Origin of the sequence: Sphingobacterium chuzhouense (assembly GCF_014692525.1) — a bacterium.
Lineage (GTDB): Bacteria > Bacteroidota > Bacteroidia > Sphingobacteriales > Sphingobacteriaceae > Sphingobacterium > Sphingobacterium chuzhouense.
Genome location: NZ_JACNYL010000002.1, coordinates 910706 through 933835, shown reverse-complemented (window position 1 = coordinate 933835; position 23130 = coordinate 910706). Strand labels below are relative to the sequence as shown.

The 23130-nt window shown below is 42.1% G+C and carries 21 protein-coding genes; 12 read left to right on the top strand and 9 right to left on the bottom strand.

The window, feature by feature from the left end:
• Position 1 precedes the first annotated feature (1 nt).
• Positions 2–1345, top strand: a complete 1344-nt coding sequence (locus tag H8B21_RS10420) for a RagB/SusD family nutrient uptake outer membrane protein (RefSeq protein WP_190313684.1) — start codon at positions 2–4, stop codon at positions 1343–1345.
• A 47-nt stretch (positions 1346–1392) separates the two neighbouring features.
• Here the strand turns inward: H8B21_RS10420 and H8B21_RS10415 are convergent, their stop codons facing one another.
• Both H8B21_RS10415 and H8B21_RS10410 read right to left on the bottom strand, forming a co-directional pair.
• Positions 1393–1710 (bottom strand): hypothetical protein, encoded by a 318-nt coding sequence (locus tag H8B21_RS10415; protein ID WP_190313683.1) that lies wholly within the window; start codon positions 1708–1710, stop codon positions 1393–1395.
• Positions 1711–1733: 23 nt separating this feature from the next.
• Positions 1734–2243 carry a MauE/DoxX family redox-associated membrane protein gene (locus H8B21_RS10410; protein WP_190313682.1) on the bottom strand — a complete coding sequence of 170 codons (510 nt, stop codon included), beginning with the start codon at positions 2241–2243 and terminating at the stop codon, positions 1734–1736.
• Between the two features lie 303 nt (positions 2244–2546).
• On the opposite strand from H8B21_RS10410, the gene H8B21_RS10405 reads away from it, so the two are divergent.
• Positions 2547–3116: an RNA polymerase sigma factor gene (locus tag H8B21_RS10405; protein ID WP_190313681.1), complete on the top strand. Its 570-nt coding sequence runs from the start codon at positions 2547–2549 to the stop codon at positions 3114–3116.
• 21 nt (positions 3117–3137) lie between these two features.
• Positions 3138–4418, top strand: coding sequence for a FecR domain-containing protein (locus tag H8B21_RS10400; RefSeq protein WP_223814958.1), 1281 nt, complete (start codon positions 3138–3140; stop codon positions 4416–4418).
• A gap of 63 nt (positions 4419–4481) precedes the next feature.
• Here the strand turns inward: H8B21_RS10400 and H8B21_RS10395 are convergent, their stop codons facing one another.
• From H8B21_RS10395 to H8B21_RS10380, 4 genes are read right to left on the bottom strand one after another with little or no spacing between them, the layout of a single operon-like run.
• Positions 4482–6158, bottom strand: a complete 1677-nt coding sequence (locus H8B21_RS10395) for an IPT/TIG domain-containing protein (RefSeq protein ID WP_190313679.1) — start codon at positions 6156–6158, stop codon at positions 4482–4484.
• A gap of 5 nt (positions 6159–6163) precedes the next feature.
• Positions 6164–7837 carry a hypothetical protein gene (locus H8B21_RS10390; RefSeq protein ID WP_190313678.1) on the bottom strand — a complete coding sequence of 558 codons (1674 nt, stop codon included), beginning with the start codon at positions 7835–7837 and terminating at the stop codon, positions 6164–6166.
• A 16-nt stretch (positions 7838–7853) separates the two neighbouring features.
• Positions 7854–9587, bottom strand: coding sequence for a hypothetical protein (locus H8B21_RS10385; protein WP_190313677.1), 1734 nt, complete (start codon positions 9585–9587; stop codon positions 7854–7856).
• Between the two features lie 23 nt (positions 9588–9610).
• Complete coding sequence (locus H8B21_RS10380) at positions 9611–11284, bottom strand: IPT/TIG domain-containing protein (protein WP_190313676.1); 1674 nt, start codon at positions 11282–11284, stop codon at positions 9611–9613.
• A 215-nt stretch (positions 11285–11499) separates the two neighbouring features.
• Between H8B21_RS10380 and H8B21_RS10375 the strand changes: the two genes are divergently transcribed.
• A complete protein-coding gene (locus tag H8B21_RS10375; RefSeq protein ID WP_190313675.1) occupies positions 11500–11919 on the top strand; it encodes a barstar family protein in 420 nt (139 codons plus the stop codon).
• A 145-nt stretch (positions 11920–12064) separates the two neighbouring features.
• Here H8B21_RS10375 and H8B21_RS10370 read toward each other — a convergent pair whose 3' ends face one another.
• A complete protein-coding gene (locus H8B21_RS10370) occupies positions 12065–12418 on the bottom strand; it encodes a dioxygenase family protein (RefSeq protein ID WP_190313674.1) in 354 nt (117 codons plus the stop codon).
• A gap of 94 nt (positions 12419–12512) precedes the next feature.
• Here H8B21_RS10370 and H8B21_RS10365 point away from each other — a divergent pair, with 94 nt between their 5' ends.
• A complete protein-coding gene (locus H8B21_RS10365; RefSeq protein ID WP_190313673.1) occupies positions 12513–13508 on the top strand; it encodes an alpha/beta fold hydrolase in 996 nt (331 codons plus the stop codon).
• 88 nt (positions 13509–13596) lie between these two features.
• Here the strand turns inward: H8B21_RS10365 and H8B21_RS10360 are convergent, their stop codons facing one another.
• Both H8B21_RS10360 and H8B21_RS10355 read right to left on the bottom strand, forming a co-directional pair.
• Positions 13597–14814: a SecDF P1 head subdomain-containing protein gene (locus H8B21_RS10360; protein ID WP_190313672.1), complete on the bottom strand. Its 1218-nt coding sequence runs from the start codon at positions 14812–14814 to the stop codon at positions 13597–13599.
• Positions 14815–14833: 19 nt separating this feature from the next.
• Entirely contained in the window at positions 14834–15712 is an 879-nt protein-coding gene (locus tag H8B21_RS10355; RefSeq protein WP_190313671.1) for a PPK2 family polyphosphate kinase, read from the bottom strand.
• A gap of 144 nt (positions 15713–15856) precedes the next feature.
• On the opposite strand from H8B21_RS10355, the gene H8B21_RS10350 reads away from it, so the two are divergent.
• The 7 genes from H8B21_RS10350 (at position 15857) to H8B21_RS10320 (ending at position 23105) form a co-directional block, all read left to right on the top strand.
• The gene (locus tag H8B21_RS10350; RefSeq protein WP_190313670.1) at positions 15857–16507 is read left to right on the top strand and encodes a hypothetical protein; all 651 of its coding nucleotides are present in this window, start codon (positions 15857–15859) and stop codon (positions 16505–16507) included.
• A 10-nt stretch (positions 16508–16517) separates the two neighbouring features.
• Entirely contained in the window at positions 16518–17438 is a 921-nt protein-coding gene (locus tag H8B21_RS10345) for a hypothetical protein (RefSeq protein WP_190313669.1), read from the top strand.
• Between the two features lie 71 nt (positions 17439–17509).
• Positions 17510–18049, top strand: a complete 540-nt coding sequence (locus tag H8B21_RS10340; protein ID WP_190313668.1) for a hypothetical protein — start codon at positions 17510–17512, stop codon at positions 18047–18049.
• Between the two features lie 97 nt (positions 18050–18146).
• A complete protein-coding gene (locus H8B21_RS10335; RefSeq protein WP_223814957.1) occupies positions 18147–18683 on the top strand; it encodes an RNA polymerase sigma-70 factor in 537 nt (178 codons plus the stop codon).
• Positions 18684–18727: 44 nt separating this feature from the next.
• Positions 18728–19330, top strand: coding sequence for a hypothetical protein (locus H8B21_RS10330; protein ID WP_190313667.1), 603 nt, complete (start codon positions 18728–18730; stop codon positions 19328–19330).
• Positions 19331–19339: 9 nt separating this feature from the next.
• On the top strand, positions 19340–20542 hold the full coding sequence (locus H8B21_RS10325; RefSeq protein WP_190313666.1) for a hypothetical protein: 1203 nt from the start codon (positions 19340–19342) through the stop codon (positions 20540–20542).
• 142 nt (positions 20543–20684) lie between these two features.
• A complete protein-coding gene (locus H8B21_RS10320; protein ID WP_190313665.1) occupies positions 20685–23105 on the top strand; it encodes a TonB-dependent receptor in 2421 nt (806 codons plus the stop codon).
• Positions 23106–23130 lie beyond the last annotated feature (25 nt).

The window sequence follows — 23130 nt, the reverse complement described above, 5'->3', positions numbered from 1 at the left end:
AATGAAATTCTATACGATTAAACTACATGTAATGCTGATTTTGCTATTCTCCTCTTGCGAGAAATTCTTGGCGGAAAAGTCATCAGCAAAAATAGCTTCTCCTGCATCTATAGAGGACGTTGAGCTACTCTCAAAAGATTATGGTAAACTCAATGCAGCATATCCGTATGCCGCCGAAATTGCATCGGATAATTTTTTTGTAAGTGATGAACACCTGAATGGTGCATCCGAGCGGGAGCGGCAAGCCTATCGCTGGGAACCAAATGATGATGTGGGACCGTTTTGGTCTTCTCCCTACCGGGCGATATTCTCGGCTAATATAATGATAGAGACATTAGACGATATAGAGACCGACGATTTACAGCGGAAAAGTAATCTTTATGCGCAAGCCTTATTTTGGCGAGCTTTTTACCACTATGCCCTCGCCAATCTGTTCAGTAAACCTTATGTGAGTGGGAAGACGGAGGCAGATCTTGGGATTCCGTTGAAAAGGACGGCAGATATTAATGAAATCCCTCAACGTGCTACAATAAAGGAAACTTATGATTTTATTGTAGATGATCTAAAAAACGCTATTCCTTCGTTAGCACTAACAGATGCTAACAAATACCAACCTAATAAAGCTTCTGGGTATGGCTTGCTGGCCAGGATATTTCTCGCTATGGGGAAATATGATGAGGCGGTGCTATATGCGGACTCGTGTTTACAGTTACAATCGACTTTGATCGACTATAACAATATCAATAGAGCGCAGAATATTCCATTTCTTGCGCGGAATGAGGAAGTAATTTTGGATGTGCAGGCTTCCGTTTCGAATTTATTGAATAGGGCACGAGGTAGGGTGGACACGCTCTTGATCAAAGCTTATGATAAGCATGATTTACGACTGGAAGCGTTCTTTACACAAAATGATGATGGAACAAACGGTTTCAAGGGACATTATTCGGGAGCGAGTGCCGCAATACAATTTGTGGGGCTGGCTACGAACGAAATGTATCTAATAAGGGCCGAATGTAACGCGCGTGCTGGAGAGATCGATAAAGCTCTTGCAGATTTGAATACTTTACTGAAAAACCGCTGGGATAAGAATAGTTTTTCGGAAGTGACGGTGCGTGAGCAAGAGACGCTCTTGGATATTATCCTGTTGGAAAGACGGAAGGAATTGCTTTTCCGTTGTTTGCGCTGGTCAGATTTAAGACGATTGAACCAAGAAGATAAGTTTAAAACGGTGCTATATAGAGGGCTTAATGACGATATGCTAGTCCTGGAGCCGGAGAGTATCCGATACGTGTTTAAAATACTTAGGGAATCTGTGTTGTTTAGCGGAATAGAACAAAATCCGTAATACATTCCCCTCTCGTCATGGTAATGAGAGGGGAATGTATCCTGTTGCTATTCCTTCATGGAAATTTGTGGACTAGCTGGTGCGCCTGCCTGTTCTGAAGACCAAAGTTGACTGCTTACAGCATCGAATTCAGACTGAACAGGTGTATTCCCATCTCCTGTATTGGTGGGGAGATTTACGCCACAAACATGTTCTCCCGGTTCACAATCTGGTTCTGCTCGCTCGTAATTATTGATATTTTGAATATCTTCTTGATCAGTAGAATTTGATGTGTACTCGTAGAAGAACGAAGTCTGGGTTTTCTCCAACCCAAATGACATTAACGTGTAACTACCTGTTGCAATCGCTAAAGCCACTAAAGCCATTGCATTTTTTTTGATGAATTTTTTCATCTGATAAAATTTAGAATGTTAGTAAAAATGTTTTTATGTTGTCTTTTGGCCGACAAGCCCTCTACAGCGACTAGCCCGGAGCCACTGCTTCGATGTAAACCTCGTTGTAAATAATAGCCCCAAATGCTAGAGGCAAGAAAAAATAGGTTAAACCAGAAATGTTGTGTCCAGTTCATACCGCTGATCACCGAGCCACAGCCGCAGGGTAGTTTCTCCCAAGCGCCCAGCAGGGCAATGCCGATGTAGCCGGTAAAGGCTGCCATCAATAGAGATGACAGCCCAAAACCCACCAACCGAAACCTACCACTCGCTATACATATGGCAGCTATGATCTCTAAAAGAGGTAATGTATAAATCAATATTTGACCCAATGCATCCGAAAACGGTTGGCGAAGAATGCCGGTTTTGAATGCTTGGAAATATACTAGCTTATCTAAGCTTGCCGGTATCCACAACAATAACAGTGCAATGCTGATCAGGGTGACGATATATCTTTTTGTTTTCATAGAGCTTGTTTTTCTTTTTATTTCTTCAGCTAATAATCACGTACTGCTACATGAAAGGTATAGCAAATTCAGGTCGCTATTTTGTTGCAACTATTTGTTAATCAATATTTTATTTATATTTTTTCTTGTTTTTCTCTGGCTTTTACTTTACCTTTGGTTTAACTAATTAAAACATTCTTATTGCTTTCTATATATGACTTGCAAAACAGTGGGCTTCGTACCTACTGGAGAGCAATGTGTTTTATAATTAACTGATTGTCAGTTAAATAATTTTGTGTAGAAATTGTTTCTAAAAATGAAGGCATGGGGAAAAGTAACCCAGATAACGACACGACATACTTCCGCTTACTGCTCGTACAGCCGGAGAAGGCTATTGCGGCCATCTACGACCGTTATAGCAGGAGGCTGGGTAAATATCTGTTTGTTTATTGCCAGCAGGACAAGGACTTTATACAAACGGTTATATCGGAGACGCTGGCCATTCTTTGGGAGAAAAGGAATGAGGTTGCCGTGTACGACAAGCCATACTTCTGGATGCAACGTGTGGCTGAAAAGCAGGCATTATATCTTTTAAGAAAGGAAGGTAAACACAACCACGTAGAACTGGAAGATAAATACCTGGAAATGGCGGGAGACGACCATGCTGACCGACAGCTTAGAGCGAAGGAACTGGAAGAGATGATAAACGAAGCCTTAGACAAATTACCGGAAAGAGAACGGGAAATTTTTAAAGCATCCAGGTTGGACGAGCTAAGCAATCAAGAGGTAATGCAAAAATTCAATGTAGCCGAACAGACGGTTAAAAATACCATTGTTCGGGCGAAGAAGAAGGTAATGCGCATGTTAAAGCACATGCTTTCCATGTTTGTTTAACAAGATTTAGGCAATAATCAGATGATCTACAAAAAGAAATATGTGAAGAAACTGATCCGGAGGCAGATAATGGGTGTTCTTACCCCACGGGAGGCAGGTGAGCTTGATGCGTGCCGGTTGATCTATACACACGAAGAAATACAGGAGATGATTGCCGAGGTACTCTTAAATATGGAGGACGACGAGTTGGGGCAAACGCCCTTGGATGGCTGGAAGCCGGATTTTAAGGCGATCATCCGAAAGGCGGAAAAGCGTAGTCGAAGCGGGCAGTCACTTTGGCGTAAAATAGGATGGGGGGCTGCCGTTTTGTTCCCGATACTGTCCATCCTTTTCTATTGGTATGCAACGCGTGAACAGCTACCGGATTTTCTACATGGGCCATGTGCTGGGTTTACTGCCGATGTGGAGGTTCCCCTTACCGAATCGGTCGTGTCTTTATCGTGGGGAGGCGTAGAGGCGATGAAGGTACCAAGTGAAAAGCAGGGGGAGTTGCTCCGTACAGCAGGTGTTCGGGTTTTCAAGACGGGAAAAGGCGTGTTTCGGCTACAAGGGTGTGATGACGGAAACAAAGCTATCGGACCGGAAGAGGATATAATGCTGACAACCGATGCCCAGCAACAAGCCATGGTCGAGTTGTTGGATGGTACACGTATACGGCTAAACGCGCAGTCTACATTGCAATATATGCCGTATAAGCAAAAAGGGGAACAGATTAAAATACTGGGGGAGGCCTATATAGAACGGCCGGATAAAAGCAAAGCGAAGACGTTGCTGATTGGTACGAGCAATGGTTTTGTAAAATCGTATTATGGAGATTTTGCGCTGTTAAGTTTAGATGATCTTACCAGAGCCGCGACCTTAAGGGGGGAGCTAAGCCTACATTCTAAACGCCGCGCTGACACCGTTGTGTTGGGGTGTTATGGTGCGCAGGGTTCAATCATTTCCTATGCTAAATCGCAAGATGGCGGTGTTAATGATACGTTGCGGTATGAAGCTATTACAAATATAGACGCTATATTGGTATGGACGAAAGCGGTACGGAAATATAAGGATGTTCCCCTGCGGGAGTTTGTAGCACAGATGAGCTTCTGGTACGGCTTTCGGGTAAAAGATTATACCTGTTTGCCGGCAGACAGACGCATCACAACGACCGTATGTTACCGCAAAGGTAGGTCGGCGGTATTTGCTGCTATACGCGAAGCGGGTGTGTTACTTTACGAAAGTAAAGGGATGATCAGTTTCTGCCCGCAAGAGCGTGGGGTGCCAGAAAAACGGGGCACCATGTTGGCATGGTGGGAATGATCCCTCTTTTTTGAAAAAATAGTTGCTTGCCGAAGTTTTTATCGGCAAGCAAAGAGGAATATACTAAAGCACTTCGAAGTATTCGTCGGAAAAAATCCAATCGTTAAATGCGCCCATGCTTAGCCGGTGCGGACCTTTCCTATCGGTATTAGGCACCATGATTTTTGCTTCTCCGTCTTTTCTGGAAACGATATTTGCTCCTGAAGTTCCTATAGAGAAACCGAAATGACTCGATCGTAGGCCTTTGCCCTTGATCGTAATGATATCTCCGGGATAACCTTTTTTAGGATAGAAACTATCGATAGTACCTCCTTTCATTTGGATAGTGTGGTCCTTGTTCGCAATATACATATCCATTTGCTGACTGAGATAGCCTATAAACACGGTGAAATTGCCCAGCTCCATAAAGGGAAGCTCAGAACGTAACTCGCCATCTAAAGCTTTTCCCTTAAAGGCTTCCCGTTCGCCAATCCGCACAACGTAATCTTGCTCGGGAAGAAAGTTCCCTTTAATAACGATTGGGTCATTAAAATATCCTTCACCCAAATCGACATCGGTTATTTTTAGTTCGGTGACTGTTATTTTTTGCTTAAGGGTCTGCGGTTGATACATAGGGGTTTTCATTGTTATATCGTATTGACCGGAAGGTAAATCGGGGACGTATATTTCACGTTCGAAACTATTGTCGCCCGCGGAAGCGAAGGTAGCGATGTTACCTATAGTTGTTTCGCTAAAATTATAAACGTAGTGTTTATAAAAATTAATACCACCGGCAGTGATGACGGTTTTGGGATGCACAATTTTTGGAAAAAAATCAATAGCCTCGGTATCAGGATGTATCAATTGCCACGGCTGGTCAAAAATTACAGTATCGCGTCCGTTATAATAGCCGATACGGTAAGCATCTCCGCTGATACCTAATTCATACGGGTGGTAGGTCGATTGGTAAGGAAGAAATTTATCACCAATGATTACCCGAAAATTGGTTTGTATGTATTCTGGCAGCCCCACCGCGGTGAGCCTAATTGGATCGGAATAATAATGCGGTCCTGCTGCTGGTGGGTTGAGTGTGGGCAGTACCATAATGGATGCAAAATGATGGATCAGCTGTCCTCGTTGTTGTAGCTGTAACGGGACGGGATTATAATTGTTCTGGATAGTAAGGGGCATTTTTAAAGTTAATGTCTTCTGATCAGCATCAATCTGAAAGGGAACCGTATTTTGAATAGGATAGCCTAACCAGAGTTGATGGTCTTCTTCGATTTGGGCGAAATCACCGTGTAGCACGATTTCCTCGCCAAGTGTTGCCTGTAACGTTCCGTAATTGTTTAAACCGAGCGTGTTCAGGGCGAAAGCCATCGAAGTTCCGCTGTATTCGCCATGATCTGTCTTTAAATAAGCACGATAACCATAATATCCTTTGATCTTGAAGGGTGTAGTGGGCCGATAGTCAAACGTGAATAAGCCTGGTTTTGCCTTCGTATCCATGCGGAAGATAATACTGTCATGGGGATTGATATAGAATATGAAACCATATTCTCTGATATCTTCGTCGTTCAGATGTACTATTTCGGCACTTAAAGTGGCGTTTACCGAACTTAGGTTGGATACGGGTAAGGTTTTGATTTCAATAGGTTTAGAATCGTGGATAAGCTTTTCTTCTTTCTTACAGGAGTATGCACCGATCAGTGTACATAAAGCCAACACAATGAAAAATTTAACAGCTTTTAGCGTCTTCATGTTTGTTATTTAATTTCTAATAATTGGTCTGCAGTAGTTTTGAAATTAGAGAATTCGGCGCTGATGGCGACTTTTCCTGCGGGCAAAAAGCCGGGAACCATAAATTGGACGTCACCATTGTCCAAATGCATCGCATACACCCATTTTCCGTCAACCGAAAGGTGACTTGCCTGCGCCAGACCTTTGCCTTTTACGGTAATAAGATCTCCAGGATATCCGTATCTTGGCGAGAAATCCTCAATAATAGGATGCAAAACTTCTATGTCCTGTTCTGTGCCTATAACAACGTGCGAATTGAAATCATCGTAGTAATCCACTTTAAAAGTGTAATTGCCGGGAGGCAGGAGAGGTACCTTCATCTGGAGTTCTCCATTTTTGGCTGGGTAGTAAAAAATGTGTTGCGAACTACCGTTGAACTGTACGCGATAGCTGCGGGACGCGATAAAACTGCCACGAAGCGTAACGACGTCATCGTAGTAAACTTTATTTACATTAGCTTTGTCCCAATAAAATTTTTTCACCTCGATTTTTTCTGTACTGGTGTAAGTGTAATAGGGACTTTGCACAACTAAAGGATATACACCTTCAGGTGTGTCGCCCACTGATATATACAGGACTTCGTAGTTTTGGTAAGCAATCTCGACAGGATACTGACCCAACGCCAACCCTTCAATCTTATTGTTGAAATAACGGTATCTATCTAAGCCGTTGACGGTTAGTACATCTCCTGGATGAACTTGACGGGCATTGAACTTCGCCAAATCTGCAGTTGGAGGTATTAACGTTATTGGATCATCAAAGTAAATACTATCTACCCCATTATAGTACCCGAGCCGGAAAGACGAGCCTCGCAATATGTCCACGTTTCGGATGTAAAATGGGTTGGAGTAGGGCACAGCCTCGCCATCGACCAACAGGTAAAAGTTTTGATAGGCATATGTTGGTAGCCCTTTCCCGGTTAGACGTATAGGATCGCTTAGACCATATGCAATCTTGTCGAGCGGATCCAGTGTAGCTACGATTTCTACGCTTCCCAAAGATCGTGTATAGGGATAAGTCCGGTTTTTTGATTGCCATTGAAGCGCAATCTCTACCACGTTGCCATGGATGTAACCTTGTTCCGGTAGCTTTAGGTATAAAGTATGTTTATCTTCGCTCAGTGTGAATGCCAAGTTGGTTTGATCAGTGAAGACTTTGAAACCATCTTCCAAAGACGTAAAGTCTCCCTGGATATGGATGGTTGATCCTAAGGTCGCTTTCTGTTTTTCTAGTGTCTCAACACGGAAGTCGTCTATTTGAAAATGTACCGATTCACCTTTATAAAAGCCGCTTTCTGTTCGGACATAGAATAGATATGCGTATGATGCCATGGGTTGGAATGGTATTTCGGATGTGTAGGTATATGCTATGCTGCCTGCTTCAAAGGTTTTTGAACCCACACTGATCTCTTTCGGTGTAGTAGGGCGCTCTGATATTTCGTACAGAAGAAAACCGACATCTATTATTTTCTCATGGTTACGCTGATTAATCTTACCATTCAAGGTAACTGCATTTGTGGTGACGTCGGATATTGGAGTAGTCTCCAGCAGGATCGGCTGGTGGGCGATGTGTACCTCCTCTACTTTTTTACAGCAGATCAATAATAAAAGAAAAGGAACGGTTAAAAGTATATTTTTCATTAAGATAGCAGGCTAATTATAATATTTCAAACAAAGCTTCTACGGGGTAAAGCTCATTCAGCATATCCAGCGTGACACGCACCTTGCCTTTACTCGGAATATCTGGTGCAGGAAATTGGACTTTGTTGATATTCACAAATAGGGGATACACGACCTTATCGCCCACCAGAATATGATTGATATACCCAATACCTTTTCCTTCAAGTGTCACAACATCTCCTGGGTATCCCTGCAACGGTGTCATTAGATCTATTTGGAAAGGCAGTGTCTCTATCAAGACACTCTTTTCAAGTGAATGAAGCGTTGTACCTTGTCCGACGTAATATCCTATTTTCATTTGTTTTTTTCCGATAAACGAAGGCGATAATTCAATAGGTAATTCGTTGTTTTTTCCGAAAAAACTGCCTATGATCTCGCCCTCTAAATTTACTTGGTATTCGAACCCTTCTATGAAAGTTCCTTGTAAAATGACTTGTTCTCCTAGATGTCCTTTGTTTTTGTCTGTCGTATTCCATACAAGATTTCGCACTTCTATCGGTTTAGCAGAAGTTAGTGTAAACAGATCGTTGACCGCTGAAAAGTAATGCTTACCAGCTGGAATATCACCCACATGGAAGGAATACGACATACCATTGGTAGGACCGCGTTCTAATAGAGTTTCGCCTAAGTAATATTTTCCATTGCCCTGGAAATAGGAGTAAAAGTTATAGTCATTCGTTCTAAAACTTGAAAAGGGGTGGATGATGTAACGATTAAACTGAAGCAGGGAAGGATTTGGCTGGTTTAATTCAATCGGCTCCGGAAATATAATGGAATCTCTTCCATTTTTAAATCCTAGCCGAAATCGATGCCCTTTCAACCCCGGAATGTCTCCGAGTTTAATTTCACGTTGATACGGTATACTCGCGTCACCGACTAGTACTTGCAGGCTTTGATCGTCTGTCCAAGAATAAGGTAGCGCGCTGCCCGTCAACAATAGTGGCTCGTTGGGATTATAATTTTTTTTCGTTGGAGGGTGAATGCTCCCCAGAATACGAACATTGGCCAGCGTTTTACTTATGGTGCCATAGTAGGGTTTAAATTTTTCGTAGCCTATCTGAACGGTGCTACCGTGTACAGACTCCAGAGATAGGGGGAGTACGAAAGATAGGGATTCTTTATCATCGCTTACTGTATAGGAAAGCGCATGTATTTTATAGTCGTCGACCAAAGTAAGTTGATAGGCGCTATGTAATCCTGAAAAATCTCCCTTTAACGCAATCGTTTCACCTAGAGTAGCTTGTAGTGCGTTTTGCTGCTCAACGACCAACCCATCGATCTCGAAAGTTTTATGTGGCCCTTTGTAAAATCCTTTTATGGTTTTTACATAGAAGTAAAAAGCATGGATATCTTCAAAGTCGAAAGGAACGTCTGGCTGATAGGTGTAGATGATGGGCTTATTGGCGCTTACTTCGGCGCCAAGGCTCAGTTCTATTTCTTTTCCTGGGCTTGCCGGAGTATAGTCGCGAATGAATACAAAACCGTGGTCTAGAATCTTTTCATTGTTGAGTTCTTTGATTTCGCCTTTAAAGGTAACACGTAAGGAACTTACATTTTCAGCCGAAAATGTTTCCAAAGTAATTTCTGTAGATCCGGAAGGTGTTTCTGACTCTTCCTTGCTGCAACCACCAACTAGCAGCATCGCAATAAACAAAATATGCAAAGCGATCAACTTTAGAGAGCAACGAATGGAAATATAAAGACAATTCATAAAGCTAATTTCTATCTGATGGATTATTTGACTTCAAAATAGGAAGAGGTCGTGAGCCAACCGGTTTTAAAGAATACGCTTAAGCGTTTTTTTCCTTTGGTCATGATCCGCGGAATTTCTACCTTGACTTGCGTAGATCCGTATTCGAAGGGATATATGTTTTGATCACCGAAAAATATTCTTCCTGCGCCTAAACCTCTGCCTTTGAGTGTGACGACAGTCCCCGGTGGGCCTGACTTTGGGGTAAAGTCCTCAAAAGTGCTTGGTGGCGCATCGATCGTCAAGCCTGTCTGTACGATTACTTCGCTATCACTAGAGTGGTTGTAACCCACTTCGATAGGGGCGTTTCCGGTTACGGCTGGTAGCTCAAAAGTAATCTGCCCATTGTTTGCTCGGCTAGTTTGTCGATATTCACCATCAATTTTGACAAAGTAGGTGTTGCCATCCACAAAATTTCCACGTAGCATCACCGGATCAAGATAGTATGCCTTCTGAGGACTTACCGAACTGATTTTTAAGCTTTCTACTTTGATCGTTTTTTTACTGGTATAGTTTAATATAGGTCCTTTTACGACAAGTGGGTATGTTCCATCTGGAACGTCACCGATACCCACGGAAATAACACCTGTCCAATGATTGCTAAAGGATGCTGGCTTACCCCCGAGGCTAAAAGATGTGTTGTAAATGGAACCATAGTTATTCAGTTCGAGGCCGGCACCTATAGTAATCCCCTTCGGGTGCACATGGCGATGCGAAAATCCGAAGGCGTCGGCGGCTGGTTGCTTCAATTTAAGCTTTTCTGGAAATATATACGTATCGCGCCCATTGGAATAACCGAGTTGAAAACTTGTTCCACTGGCATCGCTGAGCAGGTCGTTTAGCGCAAGGGGGTTATAGTATCGTACCTTTTTATCTCCTATAATAATCCAGAGATTGTCTGCGCCGCCGCGCGGTGCGCCAGGACCGGACAATTGAAGCCTGTCCGAAAAGAAATATTCATAATTGGCAGGAGGAGTTAAGGTAGCAAGTACCTTGATAGACGCTAAAGATGCTACTAGGTTGTGCTGGTTGTCTTTGTCGCGCAAGACAAAGTTTATCTCCTGGCCGTGCGAAAACCCACCAGGCATCTTAAACGTTAAAGTTTGTTTGTTATTCTTGAGTGTAAATGGGATTTCCGTTAATCCGTCCCATCCGACATATAGCCCATGCGATGCTGCAAGGTCTTTATAATTTCCCATCAAAATAACGTCCTCACCTATGGTAGCGTAAAGCCCGCGGTGGTAACCGAAGTTCGGGTTGGAGATACCGAATGTTACGTCGGCACCTCTATATAGCTGTTTGTCTGTTTTTACATAGAAATAAAAGGTGTACTGGTAATATGGATTTAGAATTTCACTGATATCCGGAACTCGATAGTTTACTTTACCAGGATCGACTCGGTTACCCATCCGATATTCTCGCGATACGGTATCGCCTTCAAACGTTCGAAATTTTAAGTAAAAACCGTGGTCAAGAACTTTTTCCCCGTTAAGAAATAGGATCCGGCCCGACAGCATGATATTCTCTCCAGTGGCAACTTCTGGCGCCAAGGTTTCTAATGCTATCGGTTTTGCATCGATAGAAGGATCATTACTTTCTTTTTTACAGCCACCGAAAAACAATAACGCTAGGCTAATAATTAGGTATTTTAATTTCATATTAAGTTAATTCCTCAAAAGTAGAAAATTTTTGTCAATGTATAATGCGGCTTGACTAAATTATTCCTTTTTGAGGGTTTGGCCTTATGTGACTGTCTTATCGGCAGCTGATAATTTTTTCTTGGTCAAGCGATAGTCTACTGCTTATGCGAATGTAATATTGTGAGGAGCCTGATGTGTAAATATTTCGTAAGTTTATCGATAAGTAGATAGAAATGAATACTAACAACAATAAGACGATATTGACAATTTATCTGGACGGGTCTACCATCACCTCCATTCCTTCGTTCTATAAACAAATCAATGAACAATTGATGCAGGAAGAAGATTGGCAATTGGGAGAAAGCTTGGACGCACTTGATGATGTATTATATGGGGGATATGGCAAGTGGAAGGATTACGATCTGTTGGAAATTGTCTGGAAATATATTGCGGTTTCGGAAAGAGCTTTGGGCATAGAAGCCACCAAGGCGTATTATGAGGCAAAACTGGGTGCGGGCAGCCCGTACAATCAGGATTTTGTTAAGGAAAAACTGAAGCACTTGGAAGAAGGGACCGGGCAGACATATTTTGAAATGGTAATGGAAATTATCGAGAGTCATCGCGACAGGGTTCGCCTGACGAAAAAATCATAATATTTCGTAAGTTTGCCGTCATTTCGAAGGCGCATTTCGGCATTGATCACGTACGGTTACCGCATTATTCGATTGATGATCATCAAAAACCGTAGACGTAAAAACCAGCGGGTATGATGATCGTAATGCATCTTTTTTAATCTCCTTACGCTTTGTCAAGCTTGACCGAAAGCATATTTAGCGAACCGCCAATAAGGACATCGTTGAACAGGGTAGGGACTTCATCTTTTTCTTGAAGGCCTAAGGTATACATCAAAGGGATGTAATGCTCGGGGGTGGGGATCGCGAGCTGAAATGCGCTGCCTAGTTTGTCGTACGCGATCAGATCTTGGTGGCTGCCGTCCAGAATAAGCTGTTTGATTTTTTCATTGGCAACTTGTGCCCAATCATAGCCAAAGCCTACTTCGCTAAGCCTGGACCAGGCTACTTGTCTTAAGTTATGAACGGTATTTCCGCTCCCGATAATCAGCACGCCTTTTCTGCGCAGGGCTTTTCGCAAGTCGTTTAACTAACGATAAGATAATATTGGATGCTGACAAACTTCTCCGGTAAAGAGCTGTTATTAAAATACGTTCAGTCAAAAAAACGATATTATGAAACAACATACCTTTTTGATCTTATTTTTCGCGATTTTCCAGACTGCCTTTTCGCAGACAGGCCGTCCTGTGCTGGATATTATGTTGACCAATTATGAATATCCTTTTGAAGTGCACTACGTAGATATGAATAATCAAAATCAGCATTTGAAAATGGCCTATATGGATGTCGCTGCGAAGAACCCAAACAGCAAGACGGTCGTACTGCTGCACGGCAAGAACTTCAACGGCGCCTATTGGAAAACCACCATAGAGGCACTTACCAAAGAAGGATACCGCGTCATCGTGCCCGATCAGATAGGTTTTGGCAAATCGTCCAAGCCAGTTGGTTATCAGTTTACCTTTCAGCAGTTGGCGCAGAACACGAAAGCCGTTTTAGATGAGCTGGATATTGATAAGATATACCTGCTCGGTCATTCGATGGGCGGAATGTTGGCCACAAGGTTTGCACTGATGTATCCTGAAAGAGTTGAAAAATTAGTGCTGGAAAATCCGATCGGATTGGAAGATTGGAAGGTGGTGGCGCCTTACACTTCTATAGATAGCAATTACCAAAAGGAATTGAAGGCCGATTATGAGACAACAAAAAAATACCAATTAGGGTTCTACTATGATAATCAGTGGAAGGCGGACTACGATGAATGGGTATATCTGCTTACGGGGTGGGCAAAACACCCCGATTACCCGATAGTGGCCATGAACAATGCCCAAACGTCTGACATGATTTTTACACAGCCCGTGGTCTACGAGTTTCCGTATATCAAAGTGCCTACACTCTTAATTATCGGAACGCGCGACAGGACGGCTATCGGCAAAGACAATGTAAAAGATCCCGAGGTTGCTGCCAAGATGGGACAATATCAGCTTCTTGGAAAAGAAACGCAAAAGCTGATAACCGGGTCACAATTGGTCGAACTGGACAATGTAGGGCATCTCCCGCATATCGAGGTTTTTGACCGCTTTATAACGCCGCTAAAGGAGTTTTTGAAATAAACCAATAATGGAATCATCGCCTGAATGTTTTATGCCTTTGCTCCTTCGTTATACAAATAGGACTATGTGTTATAGATTTGATCCTTGTTTATTTTACCCTATTCAGACGCGTCGCGATATTCTGCACTTCCTCTACCGTGAAGTTGCCTGAAATCTGCAAACTTCCTCCAGGAATCTCTTCTTGAATTCGCGGTATCGAAAGGACGGTCTTGTTAACGACAATGGCCATATACTGACCGATATGGTCTCCCGTAAAAGAAGCTAGTTTTTCTTTCCCTTCTGCCGTAAGGTTAACCGTGACAACAGGTCTGCCATCCGGTGTAAACTCATGTTTAGCTATTTCGATATCTTTTAACGAGAGAACAGCATCATCTTCCAGATGTGTATTGGCATAGTTATCCCGGTCCACTTCCTTCACCCAATAGAAACCATCAGGTTTATCGGTCGGAAAAGGTGCTTCGGCATTGACAACGTTTTCTGTATCTGGAGACCATAGTTCCAGGGAGCCTTCACATACCGCGTAGAAAATCGGAGACTTGGCAAGGGACGACGATGTCGACGGTTGATCTTCGCTTTTTTGCAGCAGTACCTTACGGTATTCGATTTGTGTTTCATCATCCGTATAGGAATGTTCCTGATAGGCTATCAACGCTTCGTATTGTGCCTTCCATTGGAGGATCTCGTCCCATTCGGTATCTTCTTCTTGTTTCTTATACCCGTCCTCGCCGCCATAGTTAGAGAGTTTGAGCACGTTACCTTCGAGCCGGCCCACAAAATCCTGATGTGCTCTGTCCATCTTGTTATAAACCAGTACAAAATCATTGTATGTCGCTGTGTTGGCAAAATGAAATGTTTTGAAGATGGCCGAGTCTTCGGGTTGATTCATCAGGGTAATATGTTCTACCGGCTGCGTGCGGTTTGTGCTGTAAGGGTAGTTAAAGCAATTCGCATCCGCATTGAAAACCCGATAGATAGAATCCTGATCGAACTGGGCAAAGGTTTCTCCTTCTTCAAACCCCATAAATTGATAGCGGGACTGCTTCCCCTCGATTTGTGGATTTTGGATACCATAGACTTCAAATAAATCACGTTTGTCAGGATAAAACAGAATTTCGTCGCCTTGAAATTGGTACCGGCCAAATACGGCTGTAGCATAGCCATAAAGCAGAAATTGGCCATCTTCAAAAAGGCACACGCCGTCATTATGGCCATATCGGCCGATGTGCTGTTGTTCGCAGGGTTGCTCTTGTGCAAAACCACTTCGCATCGTAAGATAGCAGAGTATAATTATACAGACATGTTTCATAAAATGTAGGTGTATTGTCTCAACCATTATCTTCCAACTCCCGCTTGTAAGCGGCCTTGTGCTGTTCGATTTCAGGCGGCATCTCCGGATATTGGATGTCTTTGTATTTTTTGAGTTTTTCCAATATGATCTTCGCCACCAAATACCTGGAGATAGCTTTGTTGTCTGAAGGGATGATATACCATGGGGCATGCTTCTTGGAGGTGTGCTGTATGGCTTCTTCGTAACAGGTCATATACTGATCCCACAGCTCGCGCTCTTTCAGGTCGCCCGGCGAGAACTTCCAGTTATGTTTTTCTTGTTCCAGTCGTCTTAAGAGCCTGTTTTTCTGCTCATCCTTGCTGAGATGTAGAAAGAATTTGAAGACAATAATTCCGTTTTTTACGACGTGCTGCTCGAACGCATTGATCTGATCATACCGTGTTTTCCAGAAATCCTTTGGAATATCTTCGACAGTGTCTATGCTGGGGATATTCTCGTTGAGGATATATTCAGGATGCACGCGCGTTACGAGCACATTTTCGTAGTGGGTGCGGTTAAAGACACCGAATTTACCTTTTTCCGGCAGGGCAATCACATGACGCCATAAGTAGTCGTGTTGTAGTTCTTTGGAAGTCGGTGTTTTAAAGCTGTGCACCACAACGCCTCGGGCATTGAATTTTTGGAAGACCTCCCGGATAAGCGAATCCTTACCGGCGGTATCCATACCCTGAAAACAGATCAACACGGCATATTTGTTGTGCGCATAGATGATATCTTGAATTTTTGCGATTTGCTTTCTGACCTTTTTCAATCCTTCGATAGCCTCTTCCTCCGTTATGTCTGGGCGGACATCAGTAAGATGATCCGCCATGATAAAGTGATCGTCCGCCGTGAATTTTTTGAGCAGTTTGTTCATACAACGACATATTTTAAGGTTGTTTGTTAACTATTTGGAAAGGATCGATCAAATTTACTGCCAAATATAGCTGTTGCCCATGAAGAATGCTTAGATTTATAAATACAATTTTTATTAAGTTTACACCGAATGAAAGCACGACGTATGAAATTACACTACCTATTATTGGCTGGGAGCTTGTCATTGTCGCTCACTTCCTGCGATTTTGTATCGACGGCGTATAAAGAGACGTTTCAAATCAAAAACGATACAACTGTTGATACCATGGCTGATAGTATTTTACATGCTATGACAGGAGCCGCAACGCAACAAGCTATCGAGACCGCAGAGCAGGTAAACATATTGGAGGATGCCACAAAGCTGGACCAACTACAGGAAAAGCTGCAGGCCATGTTTCCCGGAAAGCCCTTGTCCATCTATCCGCCGCATATTTACTTTGATACAGACCGCATACGGTTACAGGTGCTTGATCCAGACACGCCGGAGAACATCGACTGGTATTATTATAATGCAGAAACGGATGCATGGGAGAAGAAGGAACCGGTCAAAACGAGTGTGCGTATCGTGCGAGAACCTATTCCGCTGGCTGCGGTACAATTTAGTACGGCACATCGTGTTTACCGACAGGTCGTCGAAAAGGCGACGGAAGTAGAAGGTGCTGAAATACCCGGTAGTATATATTTTAGCTTCAACGTCCCGAAATGGAATTGGAATGCACGAATTGCAGGCAGCCGCGCAGATTATGCCTTCACGGCCGATAAAGATGGAAAACAAATGGCGTTCAAAAAACAATAATCAATAAAATATGGGGGCAAAGTTTTGGTTTTTTTATAGTGCTTTTTTTGTTTTTGTTTTTCCACTATTCTTTAGTTTTTCGGGCGGCTTTCTCTGGTCGCCTATATGGGCTACCATATCGTTCTGTATAGGTATAATTGCTTGGTGTATATTTATCTACAAGATTTACGCGCGTACAATCGTACAGCCGCTTAAAACGCAACGGAATATTCATCGGTTGCTTGAAGATGGAAAGCGGGTACAGGGGACGGTACAGGATAAAGTGATTTTGCTGAAAAAGCAACAGGAGGATACGGAGATGATGGAGATTGCTGTAAGTTTTCAAAATCTGGAAGGAACGCCGGTAAATAAGGTTTTTCAATTCGTTGACACGAAACCACATTTGAAACGGTATGAAACTGGGCGTACGGTAGATTTATGCCTCAGCCGCACATTTCAGGTGCCCGCGATTATCCTCGCCGATACGCAGACCCGTTTCTCTTGGAAGACAGGGGTCTTTGCTTGCCTTTTTGTCATTGCGTATATGTTAGGAACATTCGTTTGGCACTACGCGACCTTTAGTAACGGGCACGGTTGGCGCTTCTTATCCTTATGGCACCCATGGTTGATGACCCCATTTATGGGGCTCCTTTTGTTTAACCTGCCCTTTTTACTAGATAGATTTTTCGGTGGCGGCAAGGACAGGGAAGAAAAGCTGTTGCTGTTCGGTAAGAAAGCAACGGCTATGGTGCAGCGTGCCGAACAGACCGGCACCTATATCAATGAACAGCCGCAGATAAGATACATCTTGAAATTTACGGACGATAAAGGAAAGGAACATGTCGTAACGTTTAAGAAAATAGTGTCCCTTATGGAATTGCACACCGTCAATGCGGACACGCAGGATATATTATACTTGCCTGAGGATCCTGAACAACTTACATTCTGCTAGGGGAGTGGGGATGAAAAAGACAAAATAATCATAGTTTTGTTGTGAAATTTAATGGAAACGATATAAATAACATGAAACACAAAACGATAATTTTCACACTCTTTATCAGCGTTATCGCTGTACTATCATCATGTAATACACCGAGCGCAGACCAGTTCTTTCAACGCACGGTATTAAATACAAATATTTTACACGATTTTGCCCAAGAGTCTTTTACAAGAACATTGACCTCTACCATGGTGACACATCAAGGTGTGCCAGCCGGCCAGGAGCAAGAAAATCAAGCACAACAAATTGTCGAAGCAAAAATTGCGTATGTAGAGCAGACGATCAGCCGCATTGAAGATATGACCCCTCCGGACGATGATGCTGGAGCCATCAAAGGAAAATCGCTGGCACTATACCACTACGTTCTTCCGGTTTATAAAAAAGAATATATGGATATCGCGACGCGTTGCGATAATAAAGAAGATTTGGAAAGCATTGAACAATTAGCTTTTGATGTAGAAGAAAAATATGGAGAAGGGTTTGAAAACCTGTATGTCGAGGTATTGGAATTGGGTAAAGCTTATGCAGAAAAACATAACCTCAACGTGAAATTCGGCAACTAGTTATCGACAACAGCTGAAACAGCCCAATTTGGGTAATCTAAGTGTTGAAGAAGACAGTTGTTTGTAATCAGTCTAAATAGTATTATATTTGTGCGTTTTGAAAACGTCTACAGATAGCATACAGGTTGACAAGAAGCAGTTTGAACTGCTGTTCCATTTGTATTGGAAGCGCATGTTTTCATTTGCCGTGAAAACGGTAGAGGAAGAAGAAGATGCCAAAGAGATAGTCCAGGATGTTTTCAAATCTCTTTGGGAAAGAAGGAAAGACCTGGAGTTGCAGAACGCCGAACGGTATTTATTGCGTTCTGTCAAATTAAGGACGTTGGAGTATCTGAGAAATAGGGGAAATAGATGGAGACATCACCAAGTTATACTGCAAAATAAGACGCCTTATTACGAAGAAGATAATTTTCATTACAAGGAATTATATAATCAACTGAATACTGTTGTTGAGTCCCTGCCTAATCAATGTCGAAATGTGTATAGGATGAGCCGTGAAGAGGGGCTGACAAATAAGGAAATAGCGAATAATTTGCTGATTACCGAAAGAGCTGTAGAGTATCATATCAGCAAAGCACTGTCTGTTATCAAGTTAAAGCTCAGTAAGAGCCTAAATATGATGAAAACAAATTAGTATTAATTTGTTTTTTGTAATTTTGGTTATAAACACACGACAACATGGAAATCAATCAAGATATACTTCATAAATATACTGCGGGACAATGCTCGGAGGATGAAAAGTTATTGGTTGAAAAATGGTTGGAAAATGATTCCTGGGATAGTATTGATGAAACCAACACGGCACCGTCGGAAATTGGGCAAACGATGTGGGTCAATGTGTCCACGGACACTGGTAAGACCAAAAAAATAAGTTGGCTACGTGTCACTGCAGCGGCTTCGATTGTTGTTCTGTTCGGAATTTCTCTTTTGCATTTTAAATACGACACACGTGATGCGCATTCTTTTGCAAATGAATCGTTTGATCAAACGAAGTTTTTCGCAGCAGATCATTACGACGTATTGTTGAGCGGAAATACCAAGGCAAATATTGACCTGATTAATAATAAACTGACCTTTACGGGTGATCTTATCATTAAACCAAAACGAAATTTTACGTTGTTGGATGCCGATCAAAATACATTGAATTTTAAAGCAGGTAGAGAATACTTTATTTCTGATTCGCCTGATTTCGGCAAAATTGTGGTCTTTCAAAAAAGTGATTTGGCATTTTTGCCATCCAATATGCAAATAAAAATCAAAGAGCAATTTCGCAGTATTTAGGTGTACAGGATGAGAGCATTGGTTTTTTTGTCGTTTTTCATTTCGATTTTTCTTTTTTCTTGTAATCAGATAACGGAACAAAATATCGATCCAAATTTTGTTCTTTGTTTGTTTAACAAAGAGGAAACGCCGACCAGTTTTCTGTTGGTCGAGAGTTTGGACGAGCATGAAGATGTTTCCATACAGATTCCGTTGTCTACTTCCCGCATCGGGGAAAGGGAATACCTCCAAAAAAAAGGCTCGTTTTATCGTTTATCAGATCGTAGCAGTGTCTTTACGAAATACCAGTTGCAGGGTGCATCGCTGATCCCTGTCGACAGCTTGCAGCTGCGCAACAATAATATCGAAACGGTAAGCTGGATAGACGAAGAAAATTTACTGGCAGTATGTCGGGAAGATGTAGCGGAAAAAAAAAGTCAAGCTCGCGTGTATCAGATCAATGTGAAGGAGATGAAGATCGTGAGGGAGGATACGATTATACTGCCACATGCGACGGATGAATTTTGGGCTTTGCATGTTGGTCTGGTGGATTTCGATAAAGGCGATCTGTGGCTGGCGTATTCGTTTTTCAAATCCAAAGGCAAGTATGGACACACGACATCGGATACGACCTATTATGCGACGATAAACTACGGTAATTTGGAGATTAGAAATGTCCAAAAAGAAACCCGTTCTACGTATCCAGGGGGATATAATATCATACAGTCCTATAGCTTCAAAGATGAAATAGGTGATTATTATTTTATGACAAATCCCGGTATAGCTTTGGGAAATAATGTCAAATTGCCGACGGCGATTTTTAGAAAAAAGAAAGGGCAACATCTCGTTGATGCTACGTATATGATCAATATTTCTGACGCAATTGGCAATCATGCGTATGGAATGTGGTACGTTGGCGATGGCAAAGCGGTGATCCGTAACGAACAAAAAAATTTATATACCGATTTTTCCAATTTTCATTCGGTGTACCAGTTTGAGTATAGAGTGGTCGATTTAAAAACAGGTGCGATTGAAAAAATCAATTTTCCCTTAGACAAGGGCACGCAGAAAGAGAACGTCTGGAGCGATGACCAGTATATCTATGTTGCTATCGATGATTCGAATGACGAACATCGCGTGTGGAAATACAACCTAAAGACAAAAGAGGTTTCGAAAGGAATCAAACTTCCGAATACAACAAATTATACCGTCCGCTTGGATTACCTAAAATAATACGCCCCGGTATTATTTTACGACAAATTTATAAATCTCGTAGTCAGTTGTTTAGCTTTTCTTTGTTAAAATAGTTAACCATATACCTTCGGTAAAATTAAGTATGTGCTACTCTCCTATATATACTTAATCTAAATAAGATTTGAAGTCAACATCTATTTTTATACTATTCATCATTTTAACGGTAATTGCGGACGCGCAGACAACGGATAAGCGTTCTATTTCGGGATTTGTCAAAGACAATTTTGGAAAACCCATCCAAGGTGCTACTATCACTGTTCAGGATCAACATATAGCGACATCATCTGATGTAGACGGATATTATAAACTGGCTCCCGCAGATCTATCAAACCAGACAATCCTCCACGTCACCGCTGTAGGCTATGTGGCCCAGCAACGTACATGGAACGGAAAATACATACACGACTTTCAGCTGAAGGAAGATCGCAACGCTATAGAGGAAGTGACTGTTTCGCGCTTTGGCAAAACCGATAATGAACGAAAAGTGGCAGAAATAAAACGATCGGGTTTCAATGTGAGCGTAATTGATATGAATGTACATGCGAACCAGACTGCAAATATAAATCAAATATTGCGTACCGCACCAGGCGTTACATTTCGTGAAGATGGTGGCTTGGGGTCAAATTTTGTATTTCGTATCAACGGATTGGATGCGAAGATATATATCGATGGTGTTCCGATGGATAATTTTGGATCTTCCATGTCGCTGAACAATATCCCCGTAAACTTGGTTGACCGGATCGAAATTTATAAAGGCGTTGTGCCGGCTTTCTTAGGCTCCGATGCTTTGGGAGGCGCGGTAAACATTATTACAAAACAACGATCAAGACACTACCTGGACTTGAGTTATAGCCACGGTTCATTCAATACGCATCAGGCTGCTTTGGTAGGCATGTATACCAATCCTAAAAATAAATTGTCTGTACGTACGAATGCATTCTATAATTATTCTGATAATAATTACACGATGTATAGTGAGCCTCAGTATGGTGTGGTATATGAAAAAACGGTTGACAATAAGTTTGTTCCGATCGATAAAGTCAAAAGATTCAGAGATCGCTATTATTCGGCCATGGGGCAGATCGAAGTCGGATTACGGGACAAAAGTTGGGCGGACCAGTTCTTTGTAGGGTTGACCTATGCTGCAAATAATAAGCAAAACCAGTTGGGAGCGACTATAAATGCGGTTAACGGGGGTGATTGGAGAGCATCACAGTACGTGATGCCAACAATAAGTTATAAAAAGCAGGATTTTTTGGTGAATCGTTTGTTTGCGGATATCTATGCAAGTTCCAGCTATGATGTAGCTACTATCCGTGATACCGCTCTTTACAACTACGATTGGAGTGGAACGTGGGTTGCCGGTAAAAACCCATCAGACGTAAACCCCCAACAACACGAAGAGCAAAATACGACCAACTTTTTAGCGCGATCCAATTTCAACTATGATTTTGACGATGAACGCAACCATAGCTTGAACGTGAATTATAACGTCAACACCAATAACAGACAAACCTATGATAGGATATTAGACTATAATAAATCCGGGTTACCGAGCCGTATGACACGGCATATCGTTGGATTGTCTTGGCAAAATCAATGGTTCAATAAGCGCTTGGTGAATAATTTGGCTATTAAATATTATGGCTTGGATACATATAAAGAAGTGGATGAACGGGAGTTCGATGCGAATCATCAGCTTCTAAATGGATCGATAGTTTCTTATGCGAAATATTTTAATTACCAAGGATATAGTTTCGCATCCAGGTATCGGATTTTTACAGATGGAGGTGCAAAATTCTCTGCGGAGCGGGCATACAATATGCCGACGATGAATGCATTATATGGCGATGGCCAGAATCAAATAGCTAATTGGGATTTGAAACCGGAACGAAGCGATAATTTGAATGCTGGGTTTTATTACAATACTTTTTTGAACGATGACCATTTTATCAACCTGGATATTGGCGGCTTTTATCGTTTAGCCAAAGATTATATCAATACGCGTATCGTGACGGTTGATGGTCAATCAAAATTTCAGGCGCACAATATTCCAGGTGTGAAGCTGTATGGAGCCGAAACGGAAATCCGTTATGGTTACAAAGATGTGATTACCGCAACCGTCAATGCGAGTTACGATAAAGCGCTGGACAATAATAAATACACCGACGAAACAAATCAGGAAGTAAGCTTGACGTATGGCTATCAAATCCCGAATAGACCTTGGATATATGGAAATCTAGACATTGGCGTAGCACAAAATGACTGGTTTGAGGAAGGGAGCCGGACGCAATTATCATGGACTACACATTATACACATTGGTATTATTTGAGTGATGCACACTTAGGATCATTAGCATCGAAAAATCATATCCCAAGCCAGAATGTGCACTCCATCATGTTAAGCTATTCTTGGCATCGCAATAAGTATAATGTATCTGGCGAAGTTCGAAACCTGACGAATGAAAGGGCTTATGATAATTTTCGTTTACAAAAGCCGGGTAGAGCTTTTTATGTCAAACTTCGGGTATCACTCATGTAATTTTAACACAAATAGATAATAATAA